21 protein-coding genes are annotated in these 20,992 nt (G+C 29.2%); 15 read left to right on the plus strand and 6 right to left on the minus strand.

Features of this window, described 5'->3' with window-relative positions; translation table 11 throughout:
• The first annotated feature begins 136 nt into the window (after positions 1-136).
• Both Q0649_RS17785 and Q0649_RS17790 read left to right on the plus strand, forming a co-directional pair.
• Positions 137-403: a putative Se/S carrier-like protein gene (locus Q0649_RS17785; RefSeq protein WP_298845165.1), complete on the plus strand. Its 267-nt coding sequence runs from the start codon at positions 137-139 to the stop codon at positions 401-403.
• Positions 404-517: 114 nt separating this feature from the next.
• Complete coding sequence (locus tag Q0649_RS17790; protein ID WP_298845167.1) at positions 518-2,008, plus strand: YncE family protein; 1,491 nt, start codon at positions 518-520, stop codon at positions 2,006-2,008.
• Positions 2,009-2,098: 90 nt separating this feature from the next.
• On the opposite strand, the gene Q0649_RS17795 is transcribed toward Q0649_RS17790, so the two are convergent.
• Entirely contained in the window at positions 2,099-2,371 is a 273-nt protein-coding gene (locus Q0649_RS17795) for a hypothetical protein (RefSeq protein WP_298845171.1), read from the minus strand.
• Between the two features lie 302 nt (positions 2,372-2,673).
• Here Q0649_RS17795 and Q0649_RS17800 point away from each other — a divergent pair, with 302 nt between their 5' ends.
• Positions 2,674-4,044 carry a hypothetical protein gene (locus Q0649_RS17800; protein ID WP_298845174.1) on the plus strand — a complete coding sequence of 457 codons (1,371 nt, stop codon included), beginning with the start codon at positions 2,674-2,676 and terminating at the stop codon, positions 4,042-4,044.
• A 115-nt stretch (positions 4,045-4,159) separates the two neighbouring features.
• Complete coding sequence (locus tag Q0649_RS17805) at positions 4,160-4,498, plus strand: arsenate reductase family protein (protein WP_298845177.1); 339 nt, start codon at positions 4,160-4,162, stop codon at positions 4,496-4,498.
• A 76-nt stretch (positions 4,499-4,574) separates the two neighbouring features.
• On the opposite strand, the gene Q0649_RS17810 is transcribed toward Q0649_RS17805, so the two are convergent.
• Positions 4,575-5,123, minus strand: coding sequence for a biotin transporter BioY (locus tag Q0649_RS17810; RefSeq protein WP_298845179.1), 549 nt, complete (start codon positions 5,121-5,123; stop codon positions 4,575-4,577).
• Between the two features lie 167 nt (positions 5,124-5,290).
• Here Q0649_RS17810 and Q0649_RS17815 point away from each other — a divergent pair, with 167 nt between their 5' ends.
• Complete coding sequence (locus Q0649_RS17815) at positions 5,291-5,950, plus strand: HD domain-containing protein (RefSeq protein WP_298845182.1); 660 nt, start codon at positions 5,291-5,293, stop codon at positions 5,948-5,950.
• 46 nt (positions 5,951-5,996) lie between these two features.
• Here Q0649_RS17815 and Q0649_RS17820 read toward each other — a convergent pair whose 3' ends face one another.
• Positions 5,997-6,209 carry a helix-turn-helix domain-containing protein gene (locus Q0649_RS17820; protein WP_298845184.1) on the minus strand — a complete coding sequence of 71 codons (213 nt, stop codon included), beginning with the start codon at positions 6,207-6,209 and terminating at the stop codon, positions 5,997-5,999.
• 386 nt (positions 6,210-6,595) lie between these two features.
• Here Q0649_RS17820 and Q0649_RS17825 point away from each other — a divergent pair, with 386 nt between their 5' ends.
• The 4 genes from Q0649_RS17825 (at position 6,596) to Q0649_RS17840 (ending at position 10,489) form a co-directional block, all read left to right on the plus strand.
• The gene (locus tag Q0649_RS17825) at positions 6,596-7,282 is read left to right on the plus strand and encodes a response regulator transcription factor (RefSeq protein WP_298845187.1); all 687 of its coding nucleotides are present in this window, start codon (positions 6,596-6,598) and stop codon (positions 7,280-7,282) included.
• Positions 7,272-8,783: a HAMP domain-containing sensor histidine kinase gene (locus tag Q0649_RS17830; protein ID WP_298845190.1), complete on the plus strand. Its 1,512-nt coding sequence runs from the start codon at positions 7,272-7,274 to the stop codon at positions 8,781-8,783. Before Q0649_RS17825 ends, Q0649_RS17830 begins: the two co-directional genes overlap by 11 nt.
• A 657-nt stretch (positions 8,784-9,440) precedes the next feature.
• Positions 9,441-10,340, plus strand: coding sequence for a hypothetical protein (locus Q0649_RS17835; protein WP_298845193.1), 900 nt, complete (start codon positions 9,441-9,443; stop codon positions 10,338-10,340).
• Between the two features lie 26 nt (positions 10,341-10,366).
• The gene (locus Q0649_RS17840; RefSeq protein ID WP_298845196.1) at positions 10,367-10,489 is read left to right on the plus strand and encodes a hypothetical protein; all 123 of its coding nucleotides are present in this window, start codon (positions 10,367-10,369) and stop codon (positions 10,487-10,489) included.
• Positions 10,490-10,624: 135 nt separating this feature from the next.
• Here the strand turns inward: Q0649_RS17840 and Q0649_RS17845 are convergent, their stop codons facing one another.
• Together Q0649_RS17845 and Q0649_RS17850 are read right to left on the minus strand one after the other, a co-directional pair.
• Positions 10,625-11,383 carry a 3-oxoacyl-[acyl-carrier-protein] synthase III C-terminal domain-containing protein gene (locus Q0649_RS17845; protein WP_298845237.1) on the minus strand — a complete coding sequence of 253 codons (759 nt, stop codon included), beginning with the start codon at positions 11,381-11,383 and terminating at the stop codon, positions 10,625-10,627.
• Between the two features lie 321 nt (positions 11,384-11,704).
• Positions 11,705-12,073 (minus strand): hypothetical protein, encoded by a 369-nt coding sequence (locus Q0649_RS17850; RefSeq protein ID WP_298845199.1) that lies wholly within the window; start codon positions 12,071-12,073, stop codon positions 11,705-11,707.
• A gap of 536 nt (positions 12,074-12,609) precedes the next feature.
• Between Q0649_RS17850 and Q0649_RS17855 the strand changes: the two genes are divergently transcribed.
• A complete protein-coding gene (locus Q0649_RS17855; protein ID WP_298845201.1) occupies positions 12,610-14,358 on the plus strand; it encodes an ABC transporter ATP-binding protein in 1,749 nt (582 codons plus the stop codon).
• 79 nt (positions 14,359-14,437) lie between these two features.
• On the opposite strand, the gene Q0649_RS17860 is transcribed toward Q0649_RS17855, so the two are convergent.
• Positions 14,438-15,001 carry a uracil-DNA glycosylase family protein gene (locus Q0649_RS17860; protein WP_298845203.1) on the minus strand — a complete coding sequence of 188 codons (564 nt, stop codon included), beginning with the start codon at positions 14,999-15,001 and terminating at the stop codon, positions 14,438-14,440.
• A gap of 330 nt (positions 15,002-15,331) precedes the next feature.
• Here Q0649_RS17860 and thiS point away from each other — a divergent pair, with 330 nt between their 5' ends.
• The 5 genes from thiS to cas3 all read left to right on the plus strand — a co-directional run bounded on the left by thiS (position 15,332) and on the right by cas3 (position 20,992).
• On the plus strand, positions 15,332-15,529 hold the full coding sequence (gene thiS, locus Q0649_RS17865; protein WP_298845206.1) for a sulfur carrier protein ThiS: 198 nt from the start codon (positions 15,332-15,334) through the stop codon (positions 15,527-15,529).
• A gap of 59 nt (positions 15,530-15,588) precedes the next feature.
• Positions 15,589-16,365, plus strand: a complete 777-nt coding sequence (locus Q0649_RS17870; RefSeq protein WP_298845209.1) for a thiazole synthase — start codon at positions 15,589-15,591, stop codon at positions 16,363-16,365.
• A 13-nt stretch (positions 16,366-16,378) separates the two neighbouring features.
• Complete coding sequence (gene thiH / locus Q0649_RS17875) at positions 16,379-17,536, plus strand: 2-iminoacetate synthase ThiH (RefSeq protein ID WP_298845212.1); 1,158 nt, start codon at positions 16,379-16,381, stop codon at positions 17,534-17,536.
• Positions 17,529-18,125: a thiamine phosphate synthase gene (locus Q0649_RS17880; protein ID WP_298845215.1), complete on the plus strand. Its 597-nt coding sequence runs from the start codon at positions 17,529-17,531 to the stop codon at positions 18,123-18,125. Before thiH ends, Q0649_RS17880 begins: the two co-directional genes overlap by 8 nt.
• A 440-nt stretch (positions 18,126-18,565) precedes the next feature.
• The gene (gene cas3, locus Q0649_RS17885) at positions 18,566-20,992 is read left to right on the plus strand and encodes a CRISPR-associated helicase Cas3' (RefSeq protein ID WP_298845218.1); all 2,427 of its coding nucleotides are present in this window, start codon (positions 18,566-18,568) and stop codon (positions 20,990-20,992) included.

The following is a 20,992-nucleotide window of genomic DNA, read 5'->3' on the forward strand; positions in this document are numbered from 1 at the left end:
ATTACACTTTAAATTAACAAGATGAATTTACTTATCACAATAGTAGTATGATTTCATATTATAGAGTATTCAATTGTTTTATTTAATATAAAATCATTTATAAACTTGATCAGCAACAAAGGGGATGTACAAGACGATGCAAGTAGAAGAATCCGAATATTTAGTAGTTTACCCAGGTCATAATACTACAACACTTTTGTACCAAAGACTTTTAAAGAAGTCTTGCAATGTTGAATTAGTGTCAACACCAATAAAAATATCTTATGGTTGTAGTTTATCTATTAAATTTAAAGAAATCTATATGGATATTGTTAATGCTGAAATTCTAAAAATCAGTATAAAGCCCAAAGGAGTATACAAAATCATTAAAAAACTAAAGTTTAATACCTATGAAATGATTTAGTTTACATTTATATTATTTTTGGATTTGGGTTTTCCGAATCCTTTTTTTATTTTGTGCATATTTTGTACACTTAAAGCATATTTTCTATTAATAAGGTTAAAGGGTGTGATTGAAATGGATACAATTATAAGAAAAAATTTTTATTTTGTTTCAAATGTTAAAACTGGAACCTTAACTGTAATTGATGGGCTTTGCAATACAATATTAAAAGAAATAAAAATTGGTAAAAGACCATTCAAATTAGCAATAAAAGATGATAATACAATTGGTGTTGCTTGTGATGTTAGTAATACAATTTCGTTTGTTAATTGTAAAAGTTATGAAATAAGAGAACACTTTATTTCTAATAATGGTAATCTGATAATTGATAAAACAAATCAAAAGATATATGTTTCAGATACATCTGAGGTAACTATATATGATATGAATTTAGACAAAATAATAAATCGTTTTCGAGAATTTTCAGCGATTACTGATATAAAGCTTAACGCAAAAGGATCTAAACTATATGTATTAGATATGTTATTAAAACAATTAAACATTTATAGAACCGATACCTATACACTTATAAATTCATTTGAAAATTTAGGAATTAATCCAATATCCCTCTTAATTTCAGAGGATGATAAAACAGCATATATTTCAACAAAGATTGATATATTAAAAATAGATATTGGTTCAAAACTTGTAACTAAACTGATTTTGCCAAAAGGATCTTTGATAAATGATATGGTGTTAAATGAAAGGACCTTATATGCATCAAACTTAGGGCTAAATAGAATAGAATTAATAGATACTCAAACTAATAAAGTATACAATTATATTTTTACCTCAAGGTCTGAACCTACTAGCCTTTTTATAACTGATGACAATACTAAGCTATTAGTTGCTAATAGAGTTTGCAATGATTATGGTGGAATTGATATAATAGATTTAAAATCAAATTGTTTGATTAGTTCAATTCTAATGAATACAATTAATAGTCAGCCATATGATATTATTTCAATTAATCTTTCTTTTACATATGATACAACAGTTGCAATTACTAATTTTAATCCTGGTAACAAACAAATTGCGGTATTAGTAAAAAGAATATTTGCATCATATAATGAAAATATAAAATTTCCTACTATAAGCTTTAATTTACCTAAAGAAATAAATTCTTCTTATATATATAAATATACAAAGTTCGAACCAGGTATAATAGTGCCATCTACTGAATTTATGAGCTATGTATCCACAATATCTGAATTTTCAAGTATTAAATTCATTGCAAGAGTTAATTATATAACATATTATCTTGAAAACAATATAAACAAATATATAAATGGATTTTTTGAAAAACCTATAGATGTACTATTGAAGATTACCAAAGAGCGTAATTTAAATGAATTTGAGCTTAGTATTAAAACGACTAGTAACTTTACAAATAACCCCAAATTTCTAAATAATGTACTTACTTTTGGTGTTAGCACTTTAATGGAGTTAAAAGTAATAGGTGAAGATGAAATATATCTTACTAATTTAAAAGAAGAGGACAATTTTGAAGAATTCTCTGTTTTTGATGGCTCGATTTTTCCTGATGATACAATAATTCCATTTTAATATAAAAATAAATATTTTTATCTGGATTTTAGGATAATGAAACGGAAAGCGAGACGTAGCAATGTAAACTTAATTATTAAGTTTACATTGCTATTTTTCGCTTGGTTTTAATTCTTCTATTTCAAGTTTATCAAAATATATTTCCTCAATAAAATTATTTTCATCAAAACTTGATTTACGTCTTTTGTTGAATTCACTTACATTGGGTTTTAACCAATAAGGTGTTGAAATATCAAATTTGTAACATAACTCAGTTATACATATTTTTAGATTCTCTTGGTAACTATCTTCTATTTCAGATATTGCAACTTCATCTCTTATAATTCTATTATCCTTTATTAATTTGCCCCAAATTTTTAACATCGTGGCCTCCTTACTTGTATTTTTTTAAAAAATATCATTTATAATCTAATATTTTTTGCTAGTCCTAAGTTTATCATAATTATTAAATAAAGTCATGTTATATGTTAAGTATCTCTTGATTGTTTTCATCTTTAATGAAGAAGTATAAGTTGATTATTTTTACGAGATATTGCACATACTGAATTTAATATATATTCTAAATAAAATTTATATAGTATGTCTTAATATTTAAATTCTTTAATTTATTCTATATGTTACATAGTTGTATGTTTAAGTATAAAACAAAGGAGGATTAAAAATACATGGTAAATTTAGGGACAATACATTATGCATATATTATAATCATTCTAATAATTACTATTATAATTTCTATTAAAAAAGATGTAATACTTCCATGTATTTTAGGAATTGGAGTAATTGGATATATATATACAGGAAGTATCCTAAGTGCTGTTAAAATTATATATAAGGCTATAGTAATATCCGGAAAAGAATTCATTGAAATAGTTGTAGTTATTGCGTTGGTTAATGCGATGTCAAGTGCATTAAATGATTTGGGTGCAGATGAACTAATTATAAAACCAATAAGGAAATTAATGATAAACAAAACTATGTCATTCTTTGTTCTAGGTATTACCGTAACTTTGACTTCTTGGTTTATTTGGCCAACACCGGCCGTAGTTTTTATAGGCGCACTAATGGTACCAGCAGCAATACAATCTGGATTGCCACCAGTATGGGCTGCAGTAGTTTTATGTATATTTGGTAATGGGGTTGCCTTATCAAGCGATTTTGTTCTTCAAGCAGCGCCATCTATAACTGCGAAAACTGCGAACTTACCAAATGCACTAGGAATAATTCGAGAATGCCTCCCATTTTGGGGTGTAATGAGTATAGTCACTATTACTATAGCGTTTATACTTATGAGAAGAGATAAAACCATAAAAATTGAAGTAGACACAGATATAATTGAAAACAAGAAATCTTTGAAAAACAATTTAATAGGAACAAAGGTAATAGCAATAGTTACTCCGTTTATATTTATAACAGACATATTTTTTATAAAAAAATTTAATTTTATAGGCTCTGAGTCAACAGCCTTAATAGGTGGAACAGCATCAATAATGATGATAATTTGTTCTATAATTAATACTAATTTTAAAACATCATTAGGAGATGTTACTAAATATATTAAGAGTGGTTTTAGTTTTGGAATAAATATTTTTGCACCAATTATAATTATTGGTGCTTTCTTCTTTCTCGGAAGTGAAAGTACTGCTGTTGATATATTGGGAAATGGGGCTACTGGAATTCTAAGTGATATAGGAGTATTTGCAGCAAACAAGATACCATTATCTAAGTACTCTGTTGTAGGTATACAAACAGCAGTAAGTACTCTTCTTGGCCTTAGTGGTTCAGGCTTCGCTGGTCTTCCGTTAGTAGGTACATTAGCTAATACCTTTTCAACTACAATAAATATAGATAAAGAACAAATTGCTGCATTTGGTCAAATAATTACAATTTGGATAGGTGGTGGAACTATAATTCCGTGGAGTGTGGTTGCTGCGGCGGGAATATGTAAGGTTGAACCTTTTGATGTTGCTAGGAAGAATATTATTCCTGTAACGTGTGGAATAGTTGCTACAGTAATATTAGCACTACTAATTTTATAATTATTAGTGCTAATGTGTTAATTAATGGTGCCTAATTTAGAATTAATAGTGACCAATGCTTTAATTAATGGTAGCATGATATAGATACTAATACATTTGGGGGGAGTTTACATAAATGAATATTCAATTTTTTGGAACAAAAAAATGTTTTGATACAAAAAAAACTGAACGATATTTCAAGGAAAGAAACATAAAATATCAATTTATTGATTTAAATATTAAAGGGCTTAGTAATGGCGAATTTCAAAGTGTAAAAAGATCTGTTGGATTAAATAATTTAATTAATACAAATGCTAAAGATTACAAAAAATCAAATTTAAGCCAAATAAGGGGGGATGAGATTAAAGAAGAAATTTTATTAAAAAACCCTCAACTTCTTAAAACTCCTATAGTACGTAATGGGAAAGATGCCACTGTTGGTTATGTCCCCGAAATATGGGCAGACTGGGAATAGTAATATTACGTAGGCAACTAAATGAGATAACTTTTAGCTGCCTCCAGAAATACTATAAGGACTAATTTTTATTATATTAATTCGAATATTTTGATAATCTAGGAATCAATTGTTTGGATAATATTATTGCAATTACTGCTTTTATAATATCGCCAGGTATAAATGGTATACAAGCGTATTTTAGAGCTTCATAAAAGTTTATGCTTTTTCCTATATAAGTTGTAAAAATAAAATAGAAATAGGGTACACCAATAATATAAATTATAAAACTTCCCAAAATAACTGAATATATTATTTTAGAAAGAGACTTATCTTTTTCAGTAAGTTTTCCAATTACATAAGCTGCAATAATATAGCCTATGAGAAAGCCGAAAGAAGGTCTTACTATGGCGCCAAGGCCTCCATAAGCACCAGAAAAAATAGGTAATCCAATTAAGCCTAAAACAACATATGTAATTTGAGATAAAGCTCCTAATTTGGAACCTAGTATAATTCCTGATAAAATAACGAAGAAAGTTTGAAGCGTTATAGGTACTGGGCCTAGAGGTATAGACAAAATTCCTCCAACTGCCGTTAGTGCTGTAAATAATGCAGCAATTATCAAATCTCGAGTCGATAATTTCAAAATATATTCCTCCTAAAGCTTAAATTGAATTATACAATGTCTAAATAAGCCAATGTAGTTTATTAACCATTGTAAACTTTTTTATATTAATGGTTTACAATAATAATAATATCATTAATGATTTTGAAAGTCAATTAATATATATTTATTACAAAGGAGGCGGTTTAATGGATAAGGAACTAATTATAAATAAAACAATGGAATACGTAAAAAGTAAACTAGCAGGGGAAGGAACAGGTCATGATTTCTTTCATATATTGAGAGTTTACAAAACTGCAATTTATATATCTAAAAAAGAAGGGGCCGATTTATTTGTTGTTGGGTTAACTGCTTTATTACATGACATTGCGGATTGGAAATTTAATGATGGTGATAGTGATATTGGACCTAGACTTGCAAAAGATTGGTTAGAGGGTTTAAATGTTGATGATGCTATTATTAATAAAATTACTAATATAATACGAACTATGTCTTTTAAAGGTGGAACAACCAATTCTAAACAAGAAACAATTGAAGGCATGGTGGTTCAAGACGCTGATAGATTAGATGCAATTGGTGCTATAGGAATTGCAAGAGCTTTTGCTTATGGTGGATATAAAAAGAGAGAACTATACAATCCAGATATTAAACCACAGAAATATAAAGATTTTGATCAATATAAGGGAAGTGTTGATACTACTATTAATCATTTTTATGAAAAACTTTTATTACTAAAAGATTTAATGAACACTAAATCAGGCAAAACTATGGCAGAAGAAAGACATGAATTTATGATGACATATTTAGATCAATTCTTTGGAGAATGGGATTGTATTGAATCAAACTAAAGTTAAGATGAATTAACTTTATAGTTAATTCACCTCTTAACGTTTCTTAAATTCTTCTAAGTTCGTCTATATTAACACATAGGATAGTTGCTATTGTTTCAATTATATTAAAAGATGGATTTTTTTTGCTTCCTCGTTCAAGTTCTTCTAAATAAGTCTGTGATACATGTACACTTAAATTCTTAGATAAAGTTGATATATCTTTGCTTGTTAAGGATTTAGTAAGTCTTAATTCTCTAATCTTAGCACCATTAAGCATATAAAAACCTCCTTATATAGATATATATATAATACATATAAGCTGATATCTTTGTCATAATAAGTTGTACAAGCTAAGTATACTATGAATAAAGAAATAGCTATGTTATTTTTATGCTTTTTTTGTTAAGATTAGAAGTAATTTAGAAAAGTTACTAGATTAGATGCGTTTTATTTTCATAGAACTGACCAGTTATAAACTTCGTTCACACTTTGTTAGCATATTCGCCATTTAAGTGCCATACTGTATCTTTATTATAGAGATAAGAATAAAAAAAATTGCATTAAAAAGAAAATAAGACATTATTATTTGTATTATAAAAAACAATAGATTTCAAATGATTTATTTATATTTAAGATTTAAATTTATGATTAAGGAGAATTTATATGATGGAAACTATTTTAATAGTTGATGATGAAGAAAGAATTAGAAATCTTGTATCCATTTATTTAAGGAAGGAACAATATAATATTCTGCAAGCTGAAAATGGAAGAGAAGCTATAAATGTCTTTAATAAAAACTCGGTAGATTTAGTTATTCTTGATGTAATGATGCCTATTATGGATGGATGGGATGTATGCAAGGAAATAAGAAAGACTTCTAATATTCCAGTTATAATGCTTACTGCTAAATCTGAGGAAGATGATGAATTATTAGGCTTTGAATTAGGTACCGATCATTATATTACAAAACCCTTCGTTCCAAAGTTACTAGTCGCTAAAGTTAAAGCAATTATAAGACGAACTTATAGTACTGAAAGTGTTGTAAAAGAAGAAGACAACTTTGACGGGCTCGTAGTTGATAATTTAAGCCATGAGGTTACAGTAGATGATGTAGAAATAAACCTATCGCCAAAAGAATTTGAACTATTAAACTATTTTATACTTAATAAAAGGATTGTGTTAAGCAGAGAAAAAATATTGGACTCTTTATGGGGTATTGATTATTTTGGAGATTTAAGAACCGTGGATACTGTTATAAAAAGATTAAGAGAAAAGTTAGGTGAAAAGTCTTACCTTATATCAACCGTGAGAGGAACAGGATATAAATTCGAGGTGAGAAATGAAAAGTAAAAAAAGCATTACAAGAAAACTTTTCGCAATAACTTCTATAGTTTTTGTGGTTTTCATAACAACTAATTTAATAGTTCAATCTGCATTTTTCGGGCAATTTTATATAAAATGGAAAAAGGACACTTTGTCTCATGACCTCGTTAACTTTAGAGAAAAATATAGTTTACTTAAAACAAATGACGAGGAGACTAGCTTAATTAGTAGTTTTGAAGATCAAAATAATTATAAAATAATTATTAGAGATAAAGCAGGTAATTTAAAATATCTTACAAAAACAGTTGACGTAAGAAAGGACTCTATAAAAGCAAGAAGTATGGATCAACTAATGTCAACTCAAATAGAAACTTTAGGTGGGGTTGATAAATTCAAAAAAGATAAAAAACCTTTGATCTTTCTTACTGATAATAACCTAGATTCGGAAGAAAGTGAGGCTAGCATTTCCTACAGTGTTGCCGGCATTTCTTATGATGAAAAAAAAGATGAATTTATATATGTATATACTTCATTACAACCGGTAAATGAAGCAGTTCAAGTTATTAAGGAATTTTACTATTATTTTTATATAGGAGCCATAGTAATAATTTTATTCCTGTCTTTAATATATTCAAATATGATTGCTAAACCATTGATAAAAATAACTAAAACAGCAAGCAAAATGGCAAAACTTGATTTTTCAGAAAAATGTGTGGTAAAAAGTAATGATGAAATTGGTGCTTTAGCGACTTCGCTTAACCTCCTTTCAGAAAATTTAAATGAATCGTTAACATCACTTAAAGATGCTAATTCAAAGTTAGAAAAAGACATTGAAAAAGAGAAAAAATTAACAGAAATGAGGAAAGACTTTGTGGCAGCAGTTTCTCATGAACTTAAAACACCTATAACACTTATAGAAGGGTATACTCAAGCATTAAATGATGATATTTTAGAAGGAGAGGAGAAACAATATTTTATAGATGTGATAATGGATGAATCAAGAAAAATGAATAGCTTAGTATCAGACATGCTAAATTTATCTCAACTAGAGTCAGGAAATTTTAATTTGATTCAAGAAGATTTTTATATAGATGAACTAGTAAAACCGCTTGCAAAGAAATTTTCATCCCTACTTAATGAAAAGGACATTAAACTTAGTGTGAATTTAGTTCAAAACATAAAAGTAACTGCTGATTGGAACAGAATAGAACAAGTTTTAACGAATTATATGACTAATGCAATAAGACATACTAACAATGGTGGCTCGATAACTGTGACAATGATAGATAGAGATGACAATGTTTGCGTTGAAGTTGAGAATACTGGAAGTAAAGTTGATGAAACTGAAACGGATAAAATATGGGATACTTTCTATAAAATAGATAAATCAAGGACTAGAAAACTTGGAGGTACTGGACTAGGACTTTCAATAGTTAAAAACATTATATTACTTCATGGTGGTAGTTGTGGGGTAGCAAACACAGACATGGGAGTTAAATTCTATTTTATTTTAAATAAACATCACTAATGTATAAGGTACATTATAATTTATATCGTTTTTTTAATATTAAATATAATAGTATAACGGGTAAGTCAAATGATAGGTATAAATCATTTGACTTACCCTTTTTATATTAGTTTATAGGACTTAATTTAACAATTATTTGCATTACCCAAGATATATGTTGCTTCCTCTTTTTGACGCTAAACTTTAGTTGCTTAATATCATTAAATATCGGCGCATACCATTTTTTATATATTATAATAGTTATGGTTTTATTAAAAATTTCTGTATTTATTTCAAATAAAACCATTCAATATAATAAAAGTTATATTGAATGGTTTTGCTTTTACTTTAAATTTGGCTTTTTTACTCATTTTAGCAGTGATTTTCTTTATTTTATGGTATACTTGTATTGTAAACATTATGTTTACGTAAATAAACGTTTTAAATTTAATAGTATACAAATGTATACAAAACATTGAATTGTAAGTATTAATAATAATTTTTAATTATACTATCAAATAAATTGATAAAAATTTGCCCATACAAATATTCTTCATGATATTATAGATATAATGAAATTTTATGAGGAAATAGCTGTCTTTCAGTTATACATAGCTTCTAATATGTAAATAATGGGATTAATTTTATAAAATACCGCATTAAGAGAGGACGGATACAATGGATGCAATATTAAGCGTAAGAATAAGTGACGAGGTAAAACAAAAGTTTAATGAATTAGCTCAAAGTGAGGGAATAAACAATAAAGAATTTATGGAACAAGTAGTTAAATACTATGAATTAAATAGAGCAAGAGAAGAAGACAGTAGTATGTCCGAAGATATAAATGAATTACAAACAATAACAAACAGAATGTCCGATATATATATAAATATAGTAGAAAGAAATAATATAAAAGCTTTAGAGGTAAAAAATGTTCACAGAAATGAATTAGTAGATAAAGAGAAAGAAGTTAAAAAGCTATATGAAAACATTATTTCATTAAAAGAAGAGAAAAAAGAAGAGAATAAGAGGATTACTTTGCTTGAGAAAGACCAATCTGATAATAAACATATTGTTAAGGAATTACAAGAAAATACTAAGAGTTTGAAAACACTAAATAACATGCAAGGTGAAAAAATATTAAAGCTAAATGAAACCAATGAAAAATATGTTAAATATAAAGATGAAATTTTAATTCAAAAAACAGAAATTGATAAACTAAAAAATGAAAACATACAATTTAAGCAGGACTTATCAAATAAAAATGAGGAAGCTAGAAGAATAGCAAACCAAGTAGATGAATTAAATCAAATTAACAAGAATAAAATAGATGAACTTGAGTCAAAAGCTAAATTAGACATTGAAATGCAAAAGGAAAGAGCAATCTTCCAAATGGAGAAAGAACTTTTAAAATTGAAAGAGCAGCAACAATTAAAGATGCAGGAATTACAAGAAAGCTTTAATGAGCGAATTAATAAATTACTAAAGGAAAAAGAGGAAGCTGCGGAGAAATTTAAAAATATGGTTTCAGAAATAAATGAAGCTCGAACAAAGCAGATTAGTATTAAAGAAAAGTAGCATCATGTGGTATATAAATTGGGTGAATGAAAGGGCTAGATAAATGGTTAGAACTAGATTCAAGTAACTTAAAAAGAGAGAGGTCTATAAAAACAAAAGGCTTGGGAGCACTCAAATACACGAAGAAGTTATTGGAGAATATCCAATAGGCCAATTATGAATATTGCATATAAAGATAAAGACCTAGAAAATCTAGGTCTAATCAGTATAACAAAATATTATCTAGATGTTGTTGGTGCTTATAGAATCTCCATGTACCCATATTTCATAAAATAGAGGAGTAGTTAGAGTCTAAAGGCTAAACAGCAGGAAGTGATCCCTGCACCGACTGACCAGAAAATCACTAGGTCTCCTGAGTGAATCTCGTTATTTAAAAGAGCAGTAGCAAAAGCTATAAATGGACTGGTACAACCAGTATAACCGTATTCGTCACCGATATAAGTAAATTTAGAGATATCTTCATGGAGATTGGTACATAACTTATCTATATTATTTTTAGAAAATTGAGACATAAAATATCGTTTAACATCTTTCTTAGTTAAATTATGATTGGCTAAGATAGATTCAATAGAGTTTTCGGCACTTATAAAGGCTTCATCAGTATTGAAGGGATTCCATAGAAGTTTCTTACATGAATTATCTACTTCTGAGATATTGGAATAGCCACATTCAGGCATAAGAATTGTATCGTGGTAAGAACTATCAGTATAATAAGCGTTACCTATAACACCATGATTAGCTTCTTCGCAACGCTCAAGAATAATAGCAACTGCTGCATCACCAAAGTTAGAGTAGGTTATTTCATCGCTATCCTTAGAATGATGATTAATATGCTCGGACCCCACTAGGAGAACACGTTTCATGGTGGGGTTATTCATAATACTATTATATAGCTGATCGAGGGAGACAATCATTCCTACACAATTAGAATTTGTATCATATACACATGCAGAGGCCTTTCCATTGATAGCATGATGGATTTTAACAGCATTAGAAGGTGCAATATATTCAGGGGTTGAAGATGTGAAAACAATTAAATCGATATCTGATCCTAATAAATTCGAAGTAGATAGTACTTTCTTGGAAGCTTCAATAGCCATTGTTAAAGCATTTTCATTATCGGAAGCTAAATAGCGTGATTTTCTTCCTAAATTATCAAATAATGGTTGTATATCTTTATTAAGCTCCTGAAAATGCTTTATGAAATAACTATTATCTACTTTAATTTCTGGATGGTAAATTGCTGCATTTATTATTTTTACACCTATATTATTCGTTAGTAATCACTCCTTAAAATCTGATGGTAAAATAAAGCAAAGATATACAAAAGTTCGTATATCTTCTCTGTTAATAGAATATTTATTTTATAGTTCTTTTTCTGCGTCTTCTAGTGAAGAAACAAATAATGCTGAAAGATTAGATTCTTTAGCAATTCTTTTTACTTGCATTTTTGCAGATATAACTGTTGGTTCAACAAATACCATTTTCTTAAATCCGCTTGAAGTATATAATTGGTAACACTGAGAAAGAACTGGAAGAATTTCTGGCTTAAGCACTGCCAAAGATCTTGCGTCAATAAGGAATGAATACTCACCTGGCTTAAACTGTGCTAGTGCTAAGTTATAGTCTTTTACAAACTGTTCCGCTTTTTCTAGTTGAAAAAATCCTTTTAATTCTATAATAAATCTTTTTTTTGCTGTATCTGTTTTTATTGAATACATTTCATTTGCCATTTTGTAATCCCCTTAATAGTTATATTTATTATATTATCGGTTAATCCAAGAATAACTGTAGGTATTTATTATATTTTAGAGATTACTTATATAAGTCAGTTCTGTCAACGGACTGTGATATATTTAGACACCCCTCGCATCCACCATAAGACAGCAACAATTTTGATGCAATGGAAAACCCTCGAATTCCAGGGCTTTTATTGTTTTTTTGTGTATATGCAAGGCGTTGTTCTAGATAAGAAAGGAAAACGAAAAATGAAACCAAGTATACCAAGAGATGCATTGTGTCATAATTTTACAGGATGTTTTGAAAGCAGAAAATAGAATTAATTTAATAAATATAATACTTATTAATAAAAGGAAGAAGATATGTTCTAACATACCCCCACGTGGAGACAGTCGTATTGATGTCAAGAGTGTAAAAATTAAGTTGACAGGAAGCACTGATAAATAAGGATAATTTAGATTGACTAGGACATAAATATGTTATACTTAAAGAAAAATCAAGATGCATAAAAGAAAGGAAAACAACTAAAATGGATACAAAAGAATTTCAAAAAAGATCTCTAGTTTCAATATTCTTCTCATATTTTAAACCACACAAGAATTTATTTATATTAGATATGTCATGTGCATTTTTAATTGCTGTTATCGACTTATCATTTCCAGCAATAACTCGTTATTCTCTAAATGATCTATTACCTATTAATGCTTATAAAACTTTTATAACTATTATGGTGATTATGTTAATTGCATATACATTAAGAGCTTTTTTCTACTATATAATAACCTACTATGGTCACACTTTTGGTGTATTAGTAGAAGCAGATATAAGAAGCGATTTATTTAAGCATATGCAGGAATTGTCTTATGGATACTTTGATAGAAACCGTACCGGTCAACTACTGAGTAGATTGACAGCAGATTTATTTGATATAACTGAACTTGCTCATCATGGTCCTGAAGATGTTTTTATATCAACATTGACAATAATAGGATCACTAGGTATCTTATTTACTATTCAGTGGAAATTAACTTTGGTTATTGCTTTAATCTTGCCTATATTTCTATTAGTTGTATGGTATAGACGTTCTGAAATGTCAAAAGCTTCTCTTGAAGTGAAAGAAAAAACAGCTTCTATAAATGTAAATATTGAATCAGGAATTTCAGGCATGAAAACAGCGAAAGCATTTGCAAATGAGAATTCAGAATTTGATAAGTTTAGTGAATCAAATGATGCTTTCAAAACATCTAAAACCAAATTCTATAAGGCTATGGGATATTTCAATGCTTCAATGGAATTTTTTCTTTGTATTTTGCCAGCAACCGTTATCTTAGTAGGTGGTATATTAATTATGAAAGGACAAATGAATCAAATTGATTTAATCACTTTTACCTTATATATTGCCACTTTTATAACTCCAATTAGAAAACTTTCAAACTTTGCTGAACTATTTGCAACAGGTGGAGCTGGACTTGTACGTTTTGTAGATATGATGCGTACTGAAACTGAAATGAAAGATGATCCTAATGCTATAGAGATAGGCAGAGTAAAAGGCGAATTAGATATTGAAAATATTAGTTTTTCTTATAAAAAAGGGATTCAAGTATTACACAATATTTCTCTTCACGTCGACCCTGGTGAAACAATTGCAGTCGTAGGTCAATCGGGTGGAGGAAAATCAACACTATGTAAATTGATTCCCAGGTTCTATGATGTTGATGAAGGGAAAATTTTGCTTGACCATGTAGATATACGTAATATTACACAAGAATCATTGCATAAAAATATTGGAGTTGTAGAACAAGACGTGTTCCTTTTTGCTGATAGTATTCTTGAAAACATTAGATACGGTAGACCTGAAGCTACTCCTAAGGAAGTTGCAATAGCAGCAAAACAGGCTGAAATTTATGATGATATTATTGCTATGTCTGATGGATTTAATACTTTTGTTGGTGAACGTGGTGCAATGCTTTCTGGTGGACAAAAACAACGTATTTCTATAGCTCGTATATTTCTAAAAAATCCACCATTCTTAATTTTAGATGAAGCAACTTCTGCCCTTGATAGTGTTACTGAAGCTAAAATACAAGAAACTTTTGATAATCTAATAATCGGAAGAACAACCTTTGTTATTGCTCATAGATTGTCTACTGTTAGAAATGCAGATAGAATTCTTGTATTTGATAGTGGAAATATTATTGAAGATGGAAATCACGAATGTTTAATGGAAAAAAACGGTGTATATGCCGAGCTTTATAAAACTCAACATATAAGTAAATAGATGATTTCTGAATTTTAAATTACAATAGACATTTTAAAAGCAAATTTGACTAGATATTTAGAGGAGTTGATAGTAAGGTCTATTTTTTCTCACTAACCTCATCATATTTCGTCTTAATCGTCTTAAAATCTTCCCAAGTATCTCGCTTTTTAGATGGATCACGTAAAAGTGCAGAAGGATGATAAGTTGCAATTAAAAAATAGCCTTTTCTATAAAACCAAATGCCGTGCTCCTTTGTAATTTTTAAATTTGGGGATATAATGCTTTGGGCTGAAACTCGTCCTAGGCATACAATTATTTTTGGATGAATTAATTTAACTTGATTTCGAAGAAAGGGTAGACAAGATATTTTTTCTATATCTAGTGGATTTCTATTTTTGGGTGGTCTACATTTTATAATATTTGCGATGTAGATTTCTTCTCTAGAAATATCAACCGAAGTCAGAATTTTATTGAAAAGTTGACCGGATTTACCTACGAAAGGTATACCAGATAAATCTTCCTGCTCTCCTGGAGCTTCACCAATAAACATTAAGTCGGTATGAATATCTCCTTGACCGAAAACCATATTCGTTTTGGTTTTATGTAAATCACATTTTGCACAATTATTACACATTTTTTTAAGTTCAGTCAAATCAACCATTCAAATTTCACCCCTAACAATTATAGTATCTTACATTATAGCATATAATTAAAGTATTGAAAATAATATACATTTTATTAATAATATACAATTAAATTAATTTATTTGAATTTTTATATCAGAAGAAACTCAAGTTATCTAGTAATAAATTAAGCGATATTTCAAATGAAATGTGCTATTTATCTTATAAAACTACATTGACATTATATAATTATGTTGGTACAATGTTTTAAAGAGTGATGACTAAGGTCACACAAAGGGGTACACCACCACGGGTGTAGGTCTTTGTGTGACCTTTTTTGTTGTATACAAATTTCGGGGGGTGGAATTATGATTTACGTAAATGGTAACGAAATAAGCAATGCTGATAATTTAAAGTTATCTGATTATCTAGTACGAGAAGGTTATAAAATTTCTTGTGTTGCAGTTGAATGTAACAATTATATTGTGTCAAAAACTCAATATGAAGAAAAAATATTAACTGATGGTGATGTTATTGAAGTTATGAGTTTTGTAGGAGGCGGCTGATTTGAATATAAAATTAATGGTAATAAAATAAAGGTATGTAAAATAAAGGAGAAAAAAACATGGAAAATAATACTGATAAACTTATTATAGGTGGACATGAATTTAGTTCACGATTTATATTAGGATCTGGAAAATATTCACTTGATCTAATAAATGCAGCTGTTGAAAATGCTGGTGCGCAGATTATTACTTTAGCATTACGTCGTGCTAATTTGGGCGGCAGTGCTAATATTTTAGATTATATACCTAAAAATGTTACATTACTTCCAAATACATCAGGGGCTCGTAATGCGCAGGAAGCAGTTCGTATTGCACGTCTAGAACGCGAGATTGGATGCGGAGATTTTATTAAAATTGAAGTTATTCGTGATTCAAAATATTTGCTGCCAGATAATTATGAAACACTAAAAGCTACTGAAATCCTTGCAAAAGAAGGTTTTATAGTAATGCCTTATATGTATCCAGATCTAAATATTGCAAGAGATATGGTAAATGCTGGAGCGGCTGCTATTATGCCACTTGCTGCACCTATTGGATCAAACAAAGGGTTATGTACACGTGATTTTATTAAAATATTAATTGATGAAATTGAACTTCCAATTATTGTAGATGCAGGAATTGGGAGGCCATCTCAGGCTTGTGAAGCTATGGAAATGGGAGTTTCGGCTATTATGGCTAATACTGCAATTGCTACGGCAGGTAATATTCCAGCTATGGCGGATGCTTTTAAGAAGGCAATAGAAGCTGGAAGAGGAGCATATCTTTCAGGGATTGGTAGTGTAATTTATAATGGGGCCTGCGCTTCATCACCATTAACTGGATTTATTGAAGAATAAGGAGGAGATTTAAATGGAACAACGTATCGATCATATGAAATATATGGAAGGCATGGAAGAGACTAATTCTAATGTTATGGATCAGGTTATCTCAAAAATGAAATCATACGATTCTGAAAAATATACAGCTCAAAATGTGCTTATGGCTCTTAAGAAAGACGTATTAGATATTGAAGAGTTTGCAGCTTTATTATCACCTGCAGCATTACCTTTACTTGAGGAAATGGCTAAGCGTGCTAAAGTAGAGACACATAAGCATTTTGGCAATTCAGTTTATATGTTTACTCCAGTTTATATTGCTAATTATTGTGAAAACTATTGCATTTATTGTGGGTTTAACCGCTATAATAAAATTAAGCGTGCGAGACTTAATTTCGATGAAATAGAAAAGGAAATGCAAAGTATTGCGAGAAGTGGACTACAAGAAATATTAATTCTTACTGGTGAAAGTCGTAGTATGTCTGATGTTTCGTATATTGGTGAAGCTTGCAAAATAGCTAGAAAATATTTTAAGGTAGTTGGTCTTGAAGTATATCCAATGAACTCAGATGAATATGCATATGTACATAAATGTGGTGCAGATTTTGTTACAGTATTTCAGGAAACTTATAATTCAGATAAATATGAAACATTACATTTAGAGGGACACAAACGTATTTTCCCTTATCGTTTTAACGCACAGGAAAGAGCATTAAAAGGTGGAATGCGAGGTGTTGGATTTGCTGCACTACTGGGACTAGATGATTTTCGAAAGGATGCTTTCGCAACAGGACTTCATGCATACCTTCTTCAACGTAAGTATCCACATGCTGAAATTGCGCTTTCATGTCCAAGGTTATGTCCAATAATAAATAATGATAAAATCAATCCCAAAGATGTTCATGAAAAGCAGCTGCTACAGATAATTACTGCATATAGAATATTTTTGCCTTTTGCAAACATTACTATATCAACTCGTGAACGTGCTGGTTTTCGGGATAATGTAATTGGACTTGCAGCAACTAAAATTTCAGCAGGAGTTTGTGTTGGAATAGGTGGTCATATAGATAATGAAGAGGCTAAAGGTGATGAACAATTTGAGATTTCGGACCCACGTACAGTATCGGAAATATCTGATGTAATTAAGGATCATGGTCTTCAATCAGTTATGAGTGATTATATATATGTATAAATTGATTGCTATTACCAATCGTCATCTTTGTAAGAATGACTTTTTACAGCAGATACAAAATATATGCTTATTAAATGAAAAAAATGCTTTGGTTAAGTCTGTGAGTGTAGTACTTAGAGAAAAAGATTTATCTGAAAATGATTATAAGGATTTAGCAACTAAGGTATTAAAAATATGTAAAAAAAATAATACAGAGTGTATATTACACACTTATTATAAAGTAGCAACAGAACTTAATTGTAAAAAGATTCATCTGCCTTTACATGTTTTAAAATCTAAGCCAGATATATGCAAAGAATTTAATGAAGTTGGAGTGTCTATCCACAGCGTAAATGAAGCAAGAGAAGCTGCTAGTTTAGGTGCAACTTATATTATAGCAGGTCATATATTTGTTACTGACTGTAAAAAAGACATTCCACCTAGAGGTTTAAACTTTTTATCAGAGGTCTGTAGTTGCGTAAATATTCCTGTTTATGCTATTGGTGGTATTCTTCCTACAAATGCTCAAAAAGCTATTAATGCAGGCGCAGATGGTGTTTGTATTATGTCAGGGTTAATGACTTTCGAAAACCCTAGAATATTTATATGAAAAACAAATCTTCACATTATAATAATTCGATAAATTTGTTGAATAAAGAAGCTTAAACTGGAAAACACATCCTTCATTCTTAATTAATTGAAATAATAAGTATATCCTTCTGTTATTAGTAAACGGTAAGGATGTACTTATTATTTTTATTTACCATTTAATATTATTTATTAAATTTTAATATATTCCTGTATTTAGTATTTTTTGTATAATACTAAATATTGCATTTAAAATAATTGCATTTTTTCTGTTTTTAAGATATAATATGCTAAAAAAATATATAAAAGTAAATTATGAAAATTAATGGAAAAATAGAATAAAAAAGGTTATAGTATATTTATAATAGTTTTCATTATTTAGCATTTTAAGAAGATTTGTGAAAATATGTTCTATATACAAAAATACACAGGTGAAGTCAATAATTATCAAGGAGGTATCATATGTTATGCGCTCACATTAATCCAATTACATTAAAGGAACAAGGTGTTAAGGAACACTTGGATAATGTTTCTAAAATGTCTATGAAATATGGTGCAAAAATTTCGCTTGAGGCTACAGGAGAATTAATTGGTATTCTTCATGATATGGGAAAGGAAACACATAAATTTGATAAATATATACATTATTCCTCATCGCACCCAAGTGATAAATCCCTCAGGGGAACAATAAATCACTCTACAGCAGGTGCAAAGTTTATTTATGATAATTTCTATAATACAACTGATATGTTCCAAAAGTTCACAGCACAGCTTATTTCATTGGCTATTTGTTCTCATCATGGAGGACTTATAGATTGTTTAGACTTAAAGGGCATTGATATATTTACTAATAAAATGGAAACGGATAAAGATATTTTGTATGAGGAAGCTCTACGTAATTTTAAGTCAGAATATTCGGGAATTGAACACATTAAAGATCTGTTCAATAAATCAAAGGATGAAATAAAATTTGTTTTTACAAACATTAATAAGATAGATGGAACTGCTAAATTTGGGCATTTCGCAGCTGGAATGCTTCAAAAATACCTTTTTAGTTGTGTTATTGATGCGGATAGATATGACACATATACATTTATGGAAGGAAAAGATCAGAAAAAAAGTATTGATAAATCAGCTTTATGGAATGAACTTGTGGATAAATTAGAAACTAAACTAGAAAGTTATCCCAAAATAACTAAAATAGATTTATTGAGAGAAGAAGTTTCTATAGCATGTAAAAATTTTGCCAAAAATAAACCAGGAATATATCAGCTTGCTGTGCCAACAGGAGGAGGAAAAACCCTTTCTAGTTTAAGGTATGCTCTAGGGCATGCAAAGAAATTTAATAAAGATAGAATTTTTTATATTATTCCTTTTACTACTATTATTGATCAAAACGCTAAGGATATAAAGGATATTTTATGCCGTGATGATGTAATTCTAGAACATCATTCAAATCTTGTTGTAGATAACCAGCAGGAGGATTATAAACTTTTAACGGAGAGATGGGATAGTCCTATTATTCTTACTACAATGGTACAGTTCCTTGATACTTTATTTAGTGGAGGTACGCAAGGCGTTCGGCGAATGCATAACCTTGCAAATTCAATTATAATATTTGATGAAATTCAGGCAATACCTATCAAGTGTATTAACATGTTTAATAGTGCAATAAATTTTCTTTCAAACATCTGTAATGCGACAATTATACTTTGTACAGCTACGCAACCACTTTTATCCACAACAAAAATGCCTTTAATGCTGAGTGAAAATGCTAATATAATTACGGATATACATGAGAAATTCAAACAATTTAAACGTGTAAATTTGGTGGATAAAAGGATTATTGAAGGGTACAGTGTATCAGCAATGAAGGAATTTATTTTAGAAATTATGGAAAAGTTAGATAACGAAATGGAGATTAATCACAAGCTAGCTAGTGTATTAGCAATTTTCAATACTAAGAATGCTGCAAAAGAAGTTTTTAATGAATTGAAAAAAGCAAATGTAGATTTACCTAAAGAAAAACAGTATTTAATTTTTCACTTGAGTACTAATATGTGCCCTTCTCATAGAATAAAAATTTTAAAAGATATGAGAAAAAAGTTGGGGCATCAGAGGATAATTTGTGTAAGTACTCAGTTAATAGAGGCAGGTGTAAATATTTCATTTGGGTGTGTGGTGAGGTCTCTTGCTGGACTTGATAGTATAGCGCAAGCAGCAGGTAGATGTAATCGTCATGGAGAAAGTTCTTGTAGTGATGTTTATATAGTTAATGTTGATGGAGAAAACGTTAGCAAACTGGTGGATATAAAAGAGGGACAGGAATGTACAAAGAGAGTTCTTGATGAATATAAAGAAAACCCAAATGTATTTGATAATGATCTTCTTTCACCCAAAACCATGGAAAGATATTATAAGTACTATTACTATAATAGAAGTGCAGAGATGGATTATACATTACCTAAGCCAGACAATGATAATTCAATGTATGATTTATTATCTGTAAATAATGAGGGCGGTAATGCATTTAATAGTAGGAATGGTTGTAAATCAAAATTAATGTTAAAACAAGGATTTAAAACTGCAGGTAAAGACTTTCAAGTAATTGATCAGAATACAACAGGTGTCATTGTTCCATATGAAGAAGGTGAGGAGCTTATAGCTCTTATAAATGGTCAATGTAGTTTAGGAGAATTAAAACAGTATTTAAAGAAAGCACAGCAGTTTTCGGTGAATATATATGAAACAGATAAAAGAAAACTTGAACAAATGGGAGGTCTTATTGGGTTAAAAGATAATGCAATAATTGCTCTTAGAAAAGAATTCTATACGGAAGATGCAGGGGTAACATTTGAAAATGCACCAATGGAATTTTGTAATTTTTGA

Source organism: uncultured Clostridium sp., from assembly GCF_937920395.1.
Taxonomy (GTDB): domain Bacteria; phylum Bacillota; class Clostridia; order Clostridiales; family Clostridiaceae; genus Clostridium_AD.